This is a genomic window from Priestia sp. 53B2 (assembly GCF_056099005.1).
The window spans coordinates 269,769-285,312 of sequence record NZ_JBLZXA010000009.1 but is presented as its reverse complement, the minus strand read 5'-3'; the positions used below and the strand labels follow the sequence as shown (position 1 = coordinate 285,312).

18 protein-coding genes are annotated in these 15,544 nt (G+C 38.1%); 9 read left to right on the top strand and 9 right to left on the bottom strand.

Annotated features, from left to right (window positions below; translation table 11 throughout):
* Nucleotides 1-124: 124 nt before the first annotated feature.
* Nucleotides 125-1,360, bottom strand: coding sequence for a PucR family transcriptional regulator (locus tag ACN6NE_RS10645; protein WP_028409727.1), 1,236 nt, complete (start codon nt 1,358-1,360; stop codon nt 125-127).
* Nucleotides 1,361-1,756: 396 nt separating this feature from the next.
* On the opposite strand from ACN6NE_RS10645, the gene gndA reads away from it, so the two are divergent.
* Nucleotides 1,757-3,169, top strand: coding sequence for an NADP-dependent phosphogluconate dehydrogenase (gene gndA / locus ACN6NE_RS10640; protein ID WP_013059861.1), 1,413 nt, complete (start codon nt 1,757-1,759; stop codon nt 3,167-3,169).
* Between the two features lie 42 nt (nt 3,170-3,211).
* Here the strand turns inward: gndA and zwf are convergent, their stop codons facing one another.
* Together zwf and ACN6NE_RS10630 are read right to left on the bottom strand one after the other, a co-directional pair.
* Nucleotides 3,212-4,714: a glucose-6-phosphate dehydrogenase gene (gene zwf, locus ACN6NE_RS10635; protein WP_013059860.1), complete on the bottom strand. Its 1,503-nt coding sequence runs from the start codon at nt 4,712-4,714 to the stop codon at nt 3,212-3,214.
* 305 nt (nt 4,715-5,019) lie between these two features.
* Nucleotides 5,020-5,466: a staygreen family protein gene (locus ACN6NE_RS10630; protein ID WP_025752460.1), complete on the bottom strand. Its 447-nt coding sequence runs from the start codon at nt 5,464-5,466 to the stop codon at nt 5,020-5,022.
* A gap of 177 nt (nt 5,467-5,643) precedes the next feature.
* Here ACN6NE_RS10630 and ACN6NE_RS10625 point away from each other — a divergent pair, with 177 nt between their 5' ends.
* The 3 genes from ACN6NE_RS10625 (at nt 5,644) to ACN6NE_RS10615 (ending at nt 7,126) form a co-directional block, all read left to right on the top strand.
* Nucleotides 5,644-6,318, top strand: a complete 675-nt coding sequence (locus ACN6NE_RS10625) for a uracil-DNA glycosylase (protein ID WP_129705518.1) — start codon at nt 5,644-5,646, stop codon at nt 6,316-6,318.
* A 115-nt stretch (nt 6,319-6,433) separates the two neighbouring features.
* Entirely contained in the window at nt 6,434-6,739 is a 306-nt protein-coding gene (locus ACN6NE_RS10620) for a YwdI family protein (RefSeq protein WP_474325306.1), read from the top strand.
* A 15-nt stretch (nt 6,740-6,754) separates the two neighbouring features.
* The gene (locus ACN6NE_RS10615; protein ID WP_129705514.1) at nt 6,755-7,126 is read left to right on the top strand and encodes a DUF423 domain-containing protein; all 372 of its coding nucleotides are present in this window, start codon (nt 6,755-6,757) and stop codon (nt 7,124-7,126) included.
* A gap of 24 nt (nt 7,127-7,150) precedes the next feature.
* On the opposite strand, the gene gerQ is transcribed toward ACN6NE_RS10615, so the two are convergent.
* The 3 genes from gerQ to hemQ all read right to left on the bottom strand — a co-directional run bounded on the left by gerQ (nt 7,151) and on the right by hemQ (nt 9,000).
* Entirely contained in the window at nt 7,151-7,630 is a 480-nt protein-coding gene (gene gerQ, locus ACN6NE_RS10610; RefSeq protein WP_043977525.1) for a spore coat protein GerQ, read from the bottom strand.
* 26 nt (nt 7,631-7,656) lie between these two features.
* Nucleotides 7,657-8,079, bottom strand: a complete 423-nt coding sequence (locus ACN6NE_RS10605) for a cell wall hydrolase (RefSeq protein WP_474325305.1) — start codon at nt 8,077-8,079, stop codon at nt 7,657-7,659.
* A gap of 177 nt (nt 8,080-8,256) precedes the next feature.
* Nucleotides 8,257-9,000 (bottom strand): hydrogen peroxide-dependent heme synthase, encoded by a 744-nt coding sequence (hemQ, locus tag ACN6NE_RS10600; RefSeq protein WP_071270019.1) that lies wholly within the window; start codon nt 8,998-9,000, stop codon nt 8,257-8,259.
* A 276-nt stretch (nt 9,001-9,276) separates the two neighbouring features.
* Here hemQ and pta point away from each other — a divergent pair, with 276 nt between their 5' ends.
* The gene (gene pta, locus ACN6NE_RS10595; protein WP_013059853.1) at nt 9,277-10,248 is read left to right on the top strand and encodes a phosphate acetyltransferase; all 972 of its coding nucleotides are present in this window, start codon (nt 9,277-9,279) and stop codon (nt 10,246-10,248) included.
* 31 nt (nt 10,249-10,279) lie between these two features.
* On the opposite strand, the gene lipL is transcribed toward pta, so the two are convergent.
* Together lipL and ACN6NE_RS10585 are read right to left on the bottom strand one after the other, a co-directional pair.
* The gene (gene lipL / locus ACN6NE_RS10590; protein ID WP_129705512.1) at nt 10,280-11,131 is read right to left on the bottom strand and encodes an octanoyl-[GcvH]:protein N-octanoyltransferase; all 852 of its coding nucleotides are present in this window, start codon (nt 11,129-11,131) and stop codon (nt 10,280-10,282) included.
* 128 nt (nt 11,132-11,259) lie between these two features.
* Nucleotides 11,260-11,934 carry an RsfA family transcriptional regulator gene (locus ACN6NE_RS10585; protein ID WP_129705510.1) on the bottom strand — a complete coding sequence of 225 codons (675 nt, stop codon included), beginning with the start codon at nt 11,932-11,934 and terminating at the stop codon, nt 11,260-11,262.
* A 201-nt stretch (nt 11,935-12,135) separates the two neighbouring features.
* Between ACN6NE_RS10585 and ACN6NE_RS10580 the strand changes: the two genes are divergently transcribed.
* The 3 genes from ACN6NE_RS10580 to ACN6NE_RS10570 all read left to right on the top strand — a co-directional run bounded on the left by ACN6NE_RS10580 (nt 12,136) and on the right by ACN6NE_RS10570 (nt 14,394).
* Complete coding sequence (locus ACN6NE_RS10580) at nt 12,136-12,360, top strand: YuzB family protein (RefSeq protein WP_013059850.1); 225 nt, start codon at nt 12,136-12,138, stop codon at nt 12,358-12,360.
* 193 nt (nt 12,361-12,553) lie between these two features.
* Nucleotides 12,554-13,861, top strand: coding sequence for an HD domain-containing protein (locus tag ACN6NE_RS10575; protein ID WP_013059849.1), 1,308 nt, complete (start codon nt 12,554-12,556; stop codon nt 13,859-13,861).
* A gap of 23 nt (nt 13,862-13,884) precedes the next feature.
* The gene (locus ACN6NE_RS10570) at nt 13,885-14,394 is read left to right on the top strand and encodes a YwgA family protein (RefSeq protein WP_013059848.1); all 510 of its coding nucleotides are present in this window, start codon (nt 13,885-13,887) and stop codon (nt 14,392-14,394) included.
* Nucleotides 14,395-14,440: 46 nt separating this feature from the next.
* Here ACN6NE_RS10570 and ACN6NE_RS10565 read toward each other — a convergent pair whose 3' ends face one another.
* Nucleotides 14,441-14,626, bottom strand: a complete 186-nt coding sequence (locus ACN6NE_RS10565) for a 2-hydroxymuconate tautomerase (protein WP_013059847.1) — start codon at nt 14,624-14,626, stop codon at nt 14,441-14,443.
* 272 nt (nt 14,627-14,898) lie between these two features.
* Between ACN6NE_RS10565 and ACN6NE_RS10560 the strand changes: the two genes are divergently transcribed.
* Complete coding sequence (locus ACN6NE_RS10560) at nt 14,899-15,543, top strand: site-2 protease family protein (RefSeq protein ID WP_129705507.1); 645 nt, start codon at nt 14,899-14,901, stop codon at nt 15,541-15,543.
* The last annotated feature ends 1 nt before the right edge of the window (nt 15,544 follow it).

The window sequence follows — 15,544 nt, the reverse complement described above, 5'->3', positions numbered from 1 at the left end:
TCAGAATTTTTAATTTTCATGTAAGTTCATCTAACATCATAAGGAAATAAAAAGTAAAAAAAGAGCTATTCGTTTATTTTCTAATAAACGAATAGTTCAATGTTAAAAGAAGTTACATTATCTGTTATTTTTTATATTTCATTAACTTAATATCAATATAAAGAGTCATTTTTTGATTAACGTCCTTTAAGTTAATATCACCAATCTCTGAAATTCGCTTTAATCGATAGCTAAGTGTATTCATATGCACATTTAATTCTTTTGCTGCTTCGTTAATGTTATTATCATTATTTAAAAATACTTCGAGAGTCTCCACCAAGTTGCTATTATGACGAAGATCGTAATCAGTTAGCTTCTTTAAAGAATGGTTTTCAAATTGATCTTGCACGCGCTTCTCTAAAATAACATCAAGAAATTGATAAATACCTAATTCCTGATAGTTAATAATCTCTTTCGTTTCTTCTGGAAACTTACTTTTCATATCTAATACGTTCAAGGCTTCTTTATAACTTTTTTCGATATGATCGTGCGATGAATAAATACTGCTGCAGCTAGCTTTAATTTGAGTAACATCAAAGCGTTCATACATGTTGCCTCTAAAATAGTCTACAAAATCTCGCTGTTCATCAAGAGGGTTTTCAACCGCATCCAAAGAAAGCAGTAAGATTAAGTCATTGCAATCAATTGTATAAAGAACGATTTTCAAGCGATGCATCGTTTTTAGCATATACGAGATTTGACGTTCAGCTTCAGGTGTAATATCTTCTTGGAAGCGGAAGATAGCAATGGAAAACGTTGATGGAGCTGTAATTTGAGCTTCATAAAACGCTTCTGAAATTTCCTGGCGAGACTTAATGTGACCAGTTAATAATTTCCAGAAGAATTCCTGTGAACGTTCCTCTCGTTTATACTTTCGAATTTGAAGCTGTAGCAATTTATTTTTTAATACATTCGCAGCTTTTTTTAATAGCTCTACTTCTTCGTCGCCTAAGGCTTTCTCAATTTCAACAGCCCAGATGAATCCTAGAACTTCTTCATTTTTCCAGATGGAAATAGCTATACGATCTCCAAGTCCAATTTCATTTATATTTTTCACACGCACAGGTTCATTTGTCTCAAGCAGTTTAGGAATAATGCCTTCTTTCCATAAGTTGTTGATGACTTTTTCCGGAACTCTTCTTCCAATAATCGTGGCAATACGCGCCTGGTCCGTTCTTTCGTCATGGGTGCTATAAGCTAATAAGCGATGATTAGCATCTTCAATGGTAATAGGACAGTTCAATACTTCGCTAATGCGATCAGCGAATTCTTCAAGCGTATCAAAATTTTCCTTGAACGGATCTTTGATTGGTTTCGTCATATATAAAATCCCTCTTCATAAAACAAAATAAGTACTAGTACAGCTTTTTTAGCTGCAATAAATATAGTAAAACGGTAACAACCGTGTTGATCATCAATTCATTGAAATGATTAACTGCTTAATATTTTAACAAAAGTAATTGTTTAAGAAAATGTTAAAATGCGTCTAAAGGTAGTTAAGAATGCACGGATGATTAGTAACTGCGTTCATTTCGCTTATTTTATCGAAATTTTCTTCAAAATAATCAATGTTCGGTGAGCATGATTCTTTTCAAATGTGTATAATAAAACGTATGATTATGGTTATATCAAACTTGAATCTGTAACTTTCTTTATGATATGTTCAGTTACGATTAGGTTGACCAATTCATATTACACATGAAGGGAAGAATTTAACATGGCAAAACAACAAATCGGTGTTATCGGTTTAGCGGTTATGGGGAAAAACTTGGCGCTAAACATTGAGAGCAGAGGCTATTCTGTTTCAGTTTATAACCGCTCTCCTGAAAAGACAGAAGAGTTCCTAAAAACAGAAGCAGAAGGTAAAAATTTTGCAGGTACATACAGTGTGGAAGAGTTTATTAATTCTCTTGAAAAACCGCGTAAAATTTTATTAATGGTTAAAGCTGGTGCTGCTACAGATGCAACAATTGATTCGTTAAAACCATACTTAGAAAAAGGCGACATTTTAATCGATGGCGGAAATACATTCTTCCAGGATACAATTCGTCGTAACAAAGAGCTAGAAGAATTAGGTATCCATTTCATCGGTACAGGCGTATCCGGCGGAGAAGAAGGCGCATTAAAAGGACCTTCAATCATGCCTGGCGGACAAAAAGAAGCATATGAACTTGTAAAACCAATCTTAACAGCTATTTCAGCAAAAGTTGAAGGCGATGATTGCTGCACATACATTGGACCAAATGGTGCAGGTCACTACGTAAAAATGGTTCATAACGGCATCGAGTACGGCGATATGCAGTTAATTTGTGAAGCATACTTCATTATGAAAAACGTATTAGGTTTAGAAACAGATGAACTACATGAAGTATTTGCTGAATGGAATAAAGGCGAGCTAGATAGCTACTTAATTGAAATCACAGCTGATATCTTTACGAAAAAAGATGAAGAAACAGGTAAAGCACTTGTAGACGTTATTTTAGACACTGCAGGTCAAAAGGGTACAGGTAAATGGACAAGCCAAAGTGCGCTTGATTTAGGTGTACCACTACCAATCATTACGGAATCTGTATTTGCGCGCTTTATTTCAGCTATGAAAGAAGAACGTGTAAAAGCAAGCAAAGTATTGAGCGGTCCAAATGCAGCTGCATTTGAAGGTGATAAAACCGAATTAGTAGAAGCAATCCGTAAAGCATTGTACATGAGTAAAATTTGTTCATATGCGCAAGGGTTTGCTCAAATGAAAGCAGCTTCTGAAGAATATGACTGGAATTTACAGTACGGTGATATTGCAATGATCTTCCGTGGTGGTTGTATCATCCGTGCACAATTCTTACAAAAAATTAAAGAAGCTTACGATCGCGATGCAGATTTAACAAACTTATTATTAGACCCATACTTCAAGGATATCGTAGAAGGCTATCAGTCGGCTCTTCGTGAAGTTATTTCAATTGCGGTTAAACAAGGTATTCCTGTACCAAGTTTCTCAAGTGCATTAGCTTACTATGACAGCTACCGTACAGAAACGTTACCAGCGAACCTTTTACAAGCGCAACGTGACTACTTCGGAGCTCACACATATCAACGTGTTGATAAAGAGGGCGTATTCCATACTGAGTGGTTAAAATAAAAAACAAGAAAAGCAGCTGTATACTACAGCTGCTTTTTTTATTTACTCTTTAGGTGAGAAGTTGTCTTCTCCGACTGGCCACCAGTGAAAACCATCTTCAGCAAGCAATGCGTCTGATTCTTTTGGTCCCATTGAACCTGATTCGTAGTTCGGGAAGTTTTGTGCTTTTGTGCTTTCCCATGCTTCTGAAATGGTATCAACAAACTTCCAAGAAAGGGCTACTTCATCCCAGTGAGTAAAGTTCGTTGCATCTCCAAGCATGCAATCATAAATAAGGCGCTCATAAGCTTCCGGTGTATTCATTTTATCTCCACAGTTATTGCAATAGTTCAAGTTAATTGGTGTGGACGATGTTGCACCTGGCGTTTTACGCGCGTTTAAGTGAAGCGTAATGCCTTCTTCCGGTTGGATATGAATGACAAGCAAGTTTGGATGAATTTCTTTATCTTTATTGAAGTACAGGTTCATTGGTAAGTCTTTGAACTGTACAACAATTGTCGTTGCTTTTTCTTTCATACGTTTACCTGTACGGATATAAATTGGTACCCCAGCCCATCTGAAGTTATCAATCATAAGCTTACCAGATACAAATGTAGCGGTATTAGACTCAGGATCAACCGAGTTTCCTTCGCGATAGCCGATAACTTCTTCTCCTTCAAGTACACCTTTGCCGTATTGGCCTCGTACAAAATAATCATCTACTTCATCTACTGATAAAGAGCGAAGAGCACGCAATACTTTTACTTTTTCACTGCGAATTTCTTCCGGTGTTAATTTAATTGGCGGTTCCATTGCAAGCAATGCCACCATTTGAAGCATATGGTTTTGTACCATATCTCGAAGGGCACCTGAAGATTCATAGTAACGGCCACGGTCTTCTACACCAAGCGTCTCGCTAGACGTAATTTGGATGTTTGAAATGTATTGGTTGTTCCACATCGGTTCAAATAGAGCATTTGCAAAACGGATAACTTCGATATTTTGCACCATTTCTTTACCGAGGTAGTGATCGATACGATAAATTTGATCTTCCTTAAATGCATGGCGAATTTGTTCATTTAGTTCTTTAGCAGAAGGATAATCATGGCCAAACGGCTTTTCAATGACTAGGCGACTCCAACCGTCTGTTTGTGTTAAACCTTCATTTTTTAAATTCGAAGCAATTGTTCCGAAAAATTCAGGTGCCATTGCTAGATAGAAAATACGATTTCCAGGCACGTTGTATTGCTCATCAAGGCTTTCTGTTAGGCTTTTTAATTCTTGATAAGAAGCGACATCTGTTACGTCAAACGGTTGGTAATAAAAATGTGAAGCAAACTTTTCAATGTCAGCGTCACTGTTTTTGAAACTGCTCACTGATTTTTTTACATTTTCGCGTAATTCGTCATTAGTCCAAGGTCTTCTTGCGACACCAACAACAGCGAAATCTTCCGATAGTTTGTTCGCTTTATATAAGCGGAAAATAGAGGGGAATAACTTACGTTTTGCTAAATCACCTGTAGCGCCAAAAATTACGATAATGGATTTTGGTTGTACATTTGTCATTACTTCTAGGACCTCACTTTGTCGTAGTTACGTTCAATTTTTTTCCGCTTTAACAGACAACACTTAAATGAAATCTGGGGATTCATTGCCCGTTAAACTCGGCCTTTATAAACAAACGAATGATTGCTTGTTTACCTTTTCCTTTATGTATAGAACTACTAATAAATTGTAACGATTTTAAAGGGTTAACGCAAATAGATTAAAACAATTTGTAGTTATTATTCCATGTTTTTAACAAGTTTAAAAGTATTTTGTTTCGAATACGGAGAAAAAGCTACCGTTATTTTAACAGTAGCTTTTCTCATTTATTTATATTGATACAGAGAACCGATAGATTTTTTTGTTGAAAATGGCAAGTCAGGGCTATCGGCGATGATAAAAATAGGACAGTGCATTAAAAGTGGATGTTTTTCGAAAAAAGAAGCATCAGCGTGATAGATGGACGATAGAATAACAGGGAGCTGTTCTAAAAAGTGAAGGTAGCGTGTAATGGTTTCATCTGTTGATGTATGCGCACCGATGTAATAATACACAGTAAGGGAATAAAAACCTTTATCAAAGACGAAGGATGCTAAATATTCGTTCCGCTCTTTTTGCATATGATCGTAGGCAAATTCAATGCCGATTTGAATGGAAGGAACAGAAGTGTGTTGACCTGGGAAAACGGTGTATTTTCTTGGTATCATCGGTTCAACGGGTGTAACACCCAGGCTGTAGGTTACATCTATTTGGTGGGGATTGCTGATGATCATATGGAATCCCTCCTTTAATATAAAAATACACTCTTTATAAGTGTATACAAAGTTTCATTGAACATGACAATATTAAAATATGCCCAGGCTCTCAGCATATTTAAAGCAGGCAACGTTTGAGCAGGGGGCAGAGTTTACGATAAAATAACAAAAAAGATTATTATGAGGTGATAAGCAATGAGTATTTTAAAAAATGACTGGGCTTCTTTATTAGAAGAAGAATTTCAAAAAGACTATTACATAAAGCTTCGAGAATTTTTAGTGGATGAATATAATCACCACACCATTTACCCTGATAAATATGATATTTTTAATGCTTTACACTATACGGATTATACAAATGTAAAAGTGGTCATATTGGGACAAGATCCTTATCATGGACCAAATCAAGCGCATGGACTGAGCTTCTCTGTTCAACCAGGAGTAAAAACACCGCCTTCTTTAGTGAATATTTACAAAGAGCTGAAAAATGAAATGGATTATCACATTCCGAATAACGGTTATTTAGTCAAATGGGCAGAACAAGGCGTTCTTTTGCTTAACACTGTTTTAACGGTTAGAAGAGGAGAAGCGAACTCTCACAAAGGAAAAGGGTGGGAACAGCTGACGGACCGTATTATTGAATTAGTGGCACAAAAAGAGGAGCCAGTTGTGTTTTTGCTGTGGGGCAAGCATGCACAAGCTAAAAAAGAGCTCATTCATCATTCGCACCATTTAATTTTGGAAAGCCCTCACCCTAGCCCATTTTCGGCTAATCGAGGCTTTTTTGGCAATAATCACTTTCAACGAGCAAATGAGTTTTTGCTCCAACACGGACGTCAATCCATTGATTGGCAAATTGACGATGTGTAAAAGTGAGCATTTCATGAAGATTAGCTTCAGACATAGCCTCCTATTTCATCTTTTGATAAAATAGCTGTATAAAGTCATACTGAATGTAAGATGAGGTGTCTACATGGATATAAAAATGGCGCAGCTCCTTGATAAAATTAGTGCAGAAGTACAAAAAGCAAAGCACCATTCGAATAGTGCGAACGTTCGAGATCAATTGGTTGCCATAAAAGCACTGTGTGAGCTTGCATTAGATCAAAATAGAGAGGTTTCAGTATCGAAACCTGTCTCGGTTTCAAAACCTGTTGTAATGTCTTCACCGGAAATTATGCAATCGCCTGAGATTATGCAGCAACAGATTATTCAGTCATCCAAACCTAATTTTGAAGGAACGAAATTGAAATCAGATGATGCAAACGGCGATAGTCTGTTTGATTTCTAAAGTGAGGAGAAAAACATGAAACTATTTTTAATAATCGGTGCAATCAATGCAATGTTAGCGGTTGCTCTTGGTGCTTTTGGAGCGCATGGGTTAGAAGGGAAAATCTCAGAGAAATATTTAGAGGTATGGAAAACGGGAGTGCAGTACCAAATGTTCCATGCAATGGGTCTGTTTGTCATTGCGTTTCTATTAAGCAAATTTCCTCAATCTTCTTTGTTAACAGCTTCGGGCTGGAGTATGTTCGCGGGGATTGTGCTGTTTTCGGGCAGTCTCTATGTATTAAGTACGTCCGGTATTAAAGTTCTCGGCGCGATTACTCCGCTAGGTGGAGTTGCATTTATTGTGGCTTGGATTTTAATTGTTGTTGCAGCTGTAAAATGGCTATAAAAAAACCCCTAAAAAGGGGTTTTTTTAACGCGGAGAATAATTGCTCAACTGCTGGCCTCCACCGCTAAACGGATAATTATATTTGATTGGACCCTCAAAAGTGATGTAATCGAGATAAACCATAAGCAGTAAATAACGAGTGCCAGTTTGTGGATCACTTAAAATGATATGATCGCGTCCGGCTGCTTCAATTTCCCCTCTAAAGACTTTAGCGTTCCACTGCGTGTTATTTTCAAACGTCATATATACAGTCGCTATTTTTCCTCGATTTAAACGTAAAATATTTTCAATATATGATTCTTCAATGGGCAGTTGATTCGGGTCTTGAGGGGCACCGCTGCCTCCAGAAGAGGTAGGGGGCGGACCCCCTTGGGTTTGCCCTTGAACCTGCTGGCCGCCTGGCTGGGGCTGCTGCGGCTGAGGCATATAATAAGGGTAGTTTGGACTCATATACGGATTTTGCATATATTGCTGTTGTGGTTGATTAGACTTTGGTTTTTTCATAGGAACCTCCTTCAAACAAAAAGAAATTAGTAAACTCCTGGACAATCAGCTTGAGTTGGTGCAAAGAAACAGTGAGATTTAAATCGTCCTGTGTTATTTTGGTTATACCATTGAGCAGGACAGTCGCCGCTGGGCTTGAAAAACCACAGTGAGTTTTCCGCGGGGTTAAAACGTTCCCCTCTTAATACACGTCGTGCAAGTGTAATTTCAGACTGGCGGGCACGCTGATAAAAGTAACCTTTTTGAGTTGCTTCAAATCCGCCTGGGTTTTGAAACACCATCTGACGAGTGGTTCTTATATTTCTAAAATCTAAACAGGGAGCTTTAGCGCGGTTCACGCCTACATTTCCTACCAGTAACATCCCTTGTTTTCCTTCACTTTCAGCTTCAGCTCGAATGAGTCTGGCTAGGAGCTTAACATCTTCTTCGTTGTGTGCAACGACTGCCATTATCCCACCTCGCTTACTTGTGACACTGTTGTATATATATGGTCCTGTAAGTGCGAATATGCCATGGCTAGAAAATAAAAAACCTGTTTCCAAGTGGAAACAGGTTTTTTAGATAAAGCTCATTGATATTCATTGCTCTAGGCGTTACAAAAGCGATGAGCGCTTTTGCGGCTTAGTTTAAACGTGTAAAAAGCGTGCAATAGCTTCTTCTTTTAATAAATTTCCGACAAAGAAGCTGCCAAATTCCCCGTAGCGAGCACTTACTTCGTCAAAACGCATTTCGTATACTAATTTTTTAAATTGAAGTACGTCATCTGCAAAAAGAGTAACGCCCCACTCGTAATCATCAAAACCAACAGAACCCGTAATGATTTGCTTTACTTTTCCAGCGTATTGACGTCCAATCATTCCATGACTGCGCATTAAGCTGCGTCGCTCTTCCATAGGAAGCATGTACCAATTGTCATTTCCTTGACGACGTTTATCCATTGGATAAAAGCAAACATGACTAGCTTTTGGTAAAGTTGGATATAGTCTAGCTTGGATTTGAGGATTTTCATAAGGATCCTCCCCAGCAGGTAAGTAGTTGCTTAATTCAACTACTGATACGTATGAATAAGTAGGAATGGTAAACTCAGCAAGCTTTGTTTTATTAAATTCTGTTTCAATTTCATTTAGTTCTTCCATAGTAGGACGAACAAGCATTAGCATAAAGTCTGCTTTTTGGCCGACAATGGTATATAAAGCATGACTGCCTTGCTGCTCAGCTTCAGTTCCTTTCCATTTCTCAATCAACCCTAAAAATTCATGGATAGCCGCTTGGCGATCGTCGCTTGATAACTGCTTCCAAGCGCCCCAATCGATTGAACGGAAATCATGAAGTGCATACCAACCGTCTAATGTTTGTGCTGCTTCTGCCATTTCGTTTCACTCCTATTGTCCGATTATGATAAATTCCAATTCTACTATATCATAGTTTGTCCGAAGAACTGGAATGAAAAACCTGTGATTTTGTGACTAAACTTTAAACAATTGTCGCAAAGTAAAAACAGGTTTCATTTTAGGTGTTAGCGGAAAATTAAGAATTAAAAGACTTTTTCGCAACCATGGATTCTTGAAGGACATGCCTTTGATTTTTAAAAAAAGTGGAGTATCCTATTATGAGAAAAGTTTTTTACATATCGAGGAGGATTTACTTTGAGTGATTTATTTACAGGTTTAAAACAAAAAGTATCAGCTAGCGATGTATCAATCGTATTCCCAGAGGGATTAGATGAGCGCGTATTAGGTGCTGTTTCTCGTTTAGCTGCCGACAATATCTTAAAGCCTATCGTTGTTGGAAATAAAGACGCTGTAGCATCAAAAGCAGCAGAATTAAACGTAAAATTAGACGGTGTTGAGGTTTTAGATCCTCAAAGCTACTCTGAATTTGATGAAATGGTGGCAGCATTTGTTGAGCGTCGTAAAGGTAAGGCAACAGAAGAAGATGCTCGCAAAATTTTATTAGATGAAAATTATTTTGGCACAATGCTTGTTCATATGAACAAAGCGGACGGTCTTGTAAGCGGAGCTGCTCATTCTACAGCAGACACAGTGCGACCTGCTCTACAAATTATCAAAACAAGACAAGGTGTTAAGAAAACATCTGGCGTATTTATCATGGTTCGTGGCGATCAAAAATACGTATTTGCTGACTGTGCAATCAATATTTCACCTGATAGCCAAGATTTAGCTGAAATTGCTATCGAAAGTGCTCGTACAGCTGAAATGTTCGATATTGATCCTCGTGTTGCTATGCTAAGCTTCTCAACAAAAGGATCAGCAAAATCTCCGGAAACAGAAAAGGTAGCAAACGCTGTAGAGATTGCAAAAGAATTAGCACCAAGCGTAACATTAGACGGCGAATTCCAATTCGACGCAGCATTTGTTCCTTCTGTAGCTGAAAAGAAAGCACCAGGTTCAGTGATCAAAGGAGATGCAAATGTATTTGTATTCCCAAGCCTTGAAGCAGGTAACATTGGTTACAAAATTGCACAGCGCTTAGGAAACTTCGAAGCAGTAGGTCCAATCTTACAAGGTCTAAACAAACCGGTAAACGATCTATCTCGCGGTTGTAACGAAGAAGATGTGTACAAGCTTGCTTTAATCACAGCAGCTCAAGCACTGTAATAAAAAAACTCCGTCCTCGGGCGGAGTTTTTTTATTCGGCTAATGAACCCAATGCTTTTTCGTTGCGGTCATACATGCGCTGCAGCTGCGTCTCAAACAGCTCTTGTTCGGTAGCATTTAAAGGCATATTTACAAGAGAAGAGCTCATACTATTCAGTGTTTGCAATAAAAGCAGCATGACATCAGAAACGGTTAAATCAATCTGTAATAGCTCAGATAGAGAAGCCATTGTATGAGGCTCAATATCTGGGTATGAAAATTTAGTTTCCGTGTTTTGGAGCCCTTTTTTGTAGAACTCTTGAATGAGAGAAGCACGTTTAGAACCGCTTCCTTTAACGCATAAGTAAATTTGTACAGCCACTCCGCCGCGAACGCGTCGTTGTGAAATGCCTGCAAACTTTTGATTGCGAATGCTTAAATCAAAGCTGCCGGGACAATAAGAGCCTACGATTTCCTTCGCTTCAATTGCTGTCCCATAAGATGCAAACATGACCTTAATCAAATCAAACATGGCTTCATATCCACGATCAATATCAATTCCTTTTTCTGCATCAGGAAAAATTAAAGAAATGTTTAGAACATCTTGATCAAGTACGACAGCGAGGCCGCCTGAATTGCGGACGATTGTTTTATATCCTTGTTCATGTAAATAAGCTGCACCTTCAGCTAAATGAGGGAGCTTTGTATCTTGGATGCCTAATACAATCGTATCGTGATGCACCCATGAGCGCATGACAGCTGGAGATTCACCTCTTCCAACGGTTGTACAAAGCGTGTCATCGATGGCAAAAGAATGACGGGCATCAAAATGAGGACCTAGACTGGATTGATCAATAATACGCCAAGCGGGCTGTGCTAAAAGCTTTAAACTATTCTGCTGCATATCTCAAACCCCTTTATAAACAGTAAACGAACATATTATAGCATAAAGGCGTTGTGTCATTGGCTGTAAAATAGAAAAAGAAGAAAGAAGAGCCAAGTTTGACATCCCTCTTTCTTCGTTCATGTAGCTTATTCAGCCACTTTCTCAAGATTTCCGTTACGATCCATTTTAAATGTAGTAGAAGAACGTTCTTCTTCATCGAATAGAGCTAACTTTCGCGCACGGTTCATGATTTGCATTAATGTTTCATAGTCTTCTTGAATAGTAGTAGCATTTGCCTCGAGATGTTTGATTTGTTTTTCCAACTCTGTATTTTTCTTAGCTAATTCTGTATTTTCTTGCATCAAGCGTTTGTTTTCGCTTTGCAATGCTTGTAAATTGCTCGCTTGATTTGGCATTGTTTGCAAAAAGCGAATAACGTCAGCCATTGAAAGCTCCTCGCTGCTGCTTTTTTCTACTTGTGTTTCAGATAAGCTATATGTTGCTGTAGGTGCAGACATCATTTGTTCCACATGCTCTACAGATGCTGGTGGCGTATATAATAATTTCTTTTTGCCTTGCTCTTGTCCAAGTGCACGCATGCGCTGTTTTCGCTGTTTTTTGGCTAGCTGAAGTGCTTTTTCGTACTGATGGCGTACCACAGCATTCCATCTGAATCCACATGCTGCTGAAGTGCGATTTAATTCATCTCCAACTTCTTCAAACGCATTCAGCTGCGTACTTCCTTCGCGGACATGGCGCAATACTGTTTCAGCTAATAATAAGTCGTTTTCTTCTGTCCAAGCATCTTGTCTATCTTTCACTTTGTTCACTCCTCTATTTTCCATGACTCATAGTAATCATGTTTTGTAGTATCATCATGTACAAAAAATCCATACTTTATACCATTTCTTCTAGGAGTATGATAGATTTTGCTTCCTTCTTTAACTTGCATCGGACTTCAAATAGGGGTAAAATACCCCTTAGACAAAATGATGAACCAATTTTGAAAGGATTGTGTCAACATGGCAAATGAATTTAGAATTTGTGATGATTGTCAGGCAACAAACGTCAAAACGTTGTTACCTCGACTTAAAAAAATAGATGAACAAGCTGAAGTACAAATCGGCTGCCAGTCTTACTGTGGACCCGGACGTAAAAAGTCATTTGCATTTGTAAACAACCGTCCTGTAGCAGCGCCAACAGAGGATGAATTAATCGAGAAGATTGAGAAAAAAGTAAAAAAATAGATAGTGAAACAATAAATAGCTGCTTTTCTGCTACTTATTTGTCGAACGAGCTTCTTACAAACAGAATCGCCTTGTTTGTTAGGTAAATCACCTTGGTTGCTTGACAAGGTGATTTTTTATTCTGAATAGGAAAATAGGAAGTGAGTGTCGAAAAATTATAGCAACAACAAAGTGAAGATAGAGAGGTATGTAAATGACATATCCTAATGAAAAACTCAGTGAAGAAAAAGTATTTAAAGATCCTGTTCACCGCTATATCCATGTAAGAGATCGTGTTATTTGGGAGCTAATTGGGACAGCCGAATTTCAAAGGCTGCGTCGTATTAGACAGCTAGGAACGACATACTTAACGTTTCATGGGGCTGAGCACAGTCGTTTTAGTCATTCCTTAGGTGTTTATGAAATTGTGCGCCGTATTATTGATGACGGTTTTCAAGGACGTCCTGAATGGAATGAAGATGAGCGTCTTCTTTGTCTTTGTGCTGCTTTACTGCACGATTTAGGTCACGGTCCGTTTTCACATTCGTTTGAGAAGGTTTTCCACTTAGACCATGAAGAATTTACACAAGCCATTATCGTAGGTGACACAGAGGTAAATCAAGTGTTAACGAAAGTAGGAAAGGATTTTCCTAAAAAAGTGGCTGAAGTAATCGCGAAAACATATGAAAATAAGCTTGTCGTTAGTTTGATTTCCAGTCAAATTGATGCAGATCGCATGGATTATTTACAGCGTGATGCGTATTACACAGGAGTAAGCTATGGTCACTTTGATATGGAACGAATTCTGCGTGTTATGCGCCCTCGGGAAGACCAAGCCGTGATTAAACACAGCGGTATGCATGCGGTTGAAGATTATATTATGAGCCGCTATCAAATGTACTGGCAAGTGTATTTTCATCCTGTTACGAGAAGTGCTGAAGTGATTTTGACAAAAATTTTACATCGTGCAAAAGAGCTCCATCATCATTACTATGAGTTCAAGCAGGAGCCAACTCATTTTTATTCGATTTTTGAAGAAGAAATATCGCTAAAAGAGTATTTGAAATTAGATGAATCTGTGATTTTATTTTATTTTCAAGCGTGGGAAGAAGAAGAGGATGAAATTTTATCTGATCTATGCCGAAGGTTTATGAATCGTCAGCTTTTTAAATACATTGAGTTTAATCCGAATTCACAAATGAAGATGTGGATGGAGCTTACAACATTATTTAAAAAAGCGGGCATTAACCCAGATTATTATTTAGTCGTCGATTCTTCAAGCGACTTACCATACGATTTTTATCGACCGGGTGAAGAGGAAGAACGTTTGCCGATTCATCTGTTGATGCCAAATAATGAAGTGCGTGAATTATCACGTCAGTCGGAGATTGTTGAAGCAATTTCAGGGAAAAAGAGAACCGATCATAAATTATATTTTCCACAAGATCTCATTGATCAATTGTCGTCTAAGCGAAAAGTTAAAGATCAGATTATAAACTTACTAAAAGGAGATCAGAGTTAAATAGTATAGGAGTTGAAGGGGCTGTGTTAAACGATCACGCAAAGATTGTGAAAGTATTTTCCGCGGCGGGAGAAGTTGTTGGCAGAAAAAAGTTACAAAAGATGATATTTATCGGGAAAAAGCTGAAGTTTCCTTTTTATGAAAAGTATAATTTTCACTTTTTTGGACCATATTCTGAGGAATTAACGCTTCGAATTGAAGAGCTGTGTAACTTAGGCTTTTTAAGTGAAATTAAAGAGAAAAAAGGCGGGTATATGCAGTATCGCTACGTATTAACAGAAGCGGGGGAAGGATTTCTAAGCCACTATGACTTAGAACTTCCTCACTTGCAGGAATGTATGAAGGATATGAACGAACAAAGCTCGAAATTTTTGGAGCTTGTCTCTACGATTTTATATTTCGATAATTTACCGAAAGAAGAAGTAAAAGAAAAAGTGTTTACGCTAAAGCGTAAGCAAAACTATACAGAAGAAGACATTTCAGAAGCATACAAATATATTGAAAAACTTCAGGCAACGCTGTCTGTCCATTAAAAAAATGCCGTAGGTTCACTCCTATGGCATCTTTTTTATGTAGGCGTTATTGATCGCTCATGCGCTTGCCCGCTACAGCGTAATGGTTTTTAGACATTTCTTCGATGATAATGGATACTTTTTCAGGTGCTGCACCTGTTGTTTCCACAACAGCATCCGTTACTTTTTCAACAAGAGCTCTTTTTTGATCATCTGTACGGCCCTCAAGCATTTTAACAGTTACAACTGGCATAATGTGTACACTCCTTTTTGATCATTATATGATTAGTGTACCCGTTTTCTGAATAAAATGACAGGATGAGATAGTGATGGAGGACATAATCTGTAGTATACTTTTATAATAACATCGATGTAAAATCAGGTGTGGCCAAAGGAAGCTCATCGCTGGTTTTTGAGAACTTTTAGGGCATATTTGAAAAAAAACTTGTATCCTTCTTACCGCAAAAAAGATTCATCTAGTAGATGTGATAGGTAGAAATTATTTTAAAATAAAGGAGATAAAGAGTGGAACATTTTTTAGCTTTTTCATTGCAAGACCTTCCTTACGTGGTAATGACGCTTATTGTTGCATTCACGCTGCATGAGTTTGCCCATGCGTATGTAGCTTATTTATTTGGAGACCACACGGCTAAAAAGCAAGGAAGGCTAACGCTTTCTCCGCTGGCTCATTTAGATCCATTTGGAACGCTTTTGCTAATTATCGCAGGTTTTGGGTGGGCGAAGCCGGTTCCTGTTAATCGCTATTTCTTTAAAAAGCCTCGTTTAGCTGGTATTCTAGTATCGATAGCGGGACCGTTTAGCAACTTGGTGTTGGCATTTATCGGCTTACTTATTTACTATTTGATGAATAACGCCGCAGTGGACAACGATGCGCTTTATCGTTTTGGTACATTATTTATTCAAATAAACCTAACCCTAGGTGTATTTAACTTGTTGCCTTTTCCGCCTTTAGACGGCTACCGCGTGATTGAAGACCTCGTTCCGCCGTCCACGCGAGCCAAGATGACGCAGTATGAGTCTTGGGGCATTTTTGTATTTTTGATTCTTGTGATTACACCTCTGGATCGAATTGTGATCTGGCCGCTTCTAAACGGAGCAGCAACATTTGTTATGAATATCTTTCAGCAGATATTAGCACCACTGATTTAAT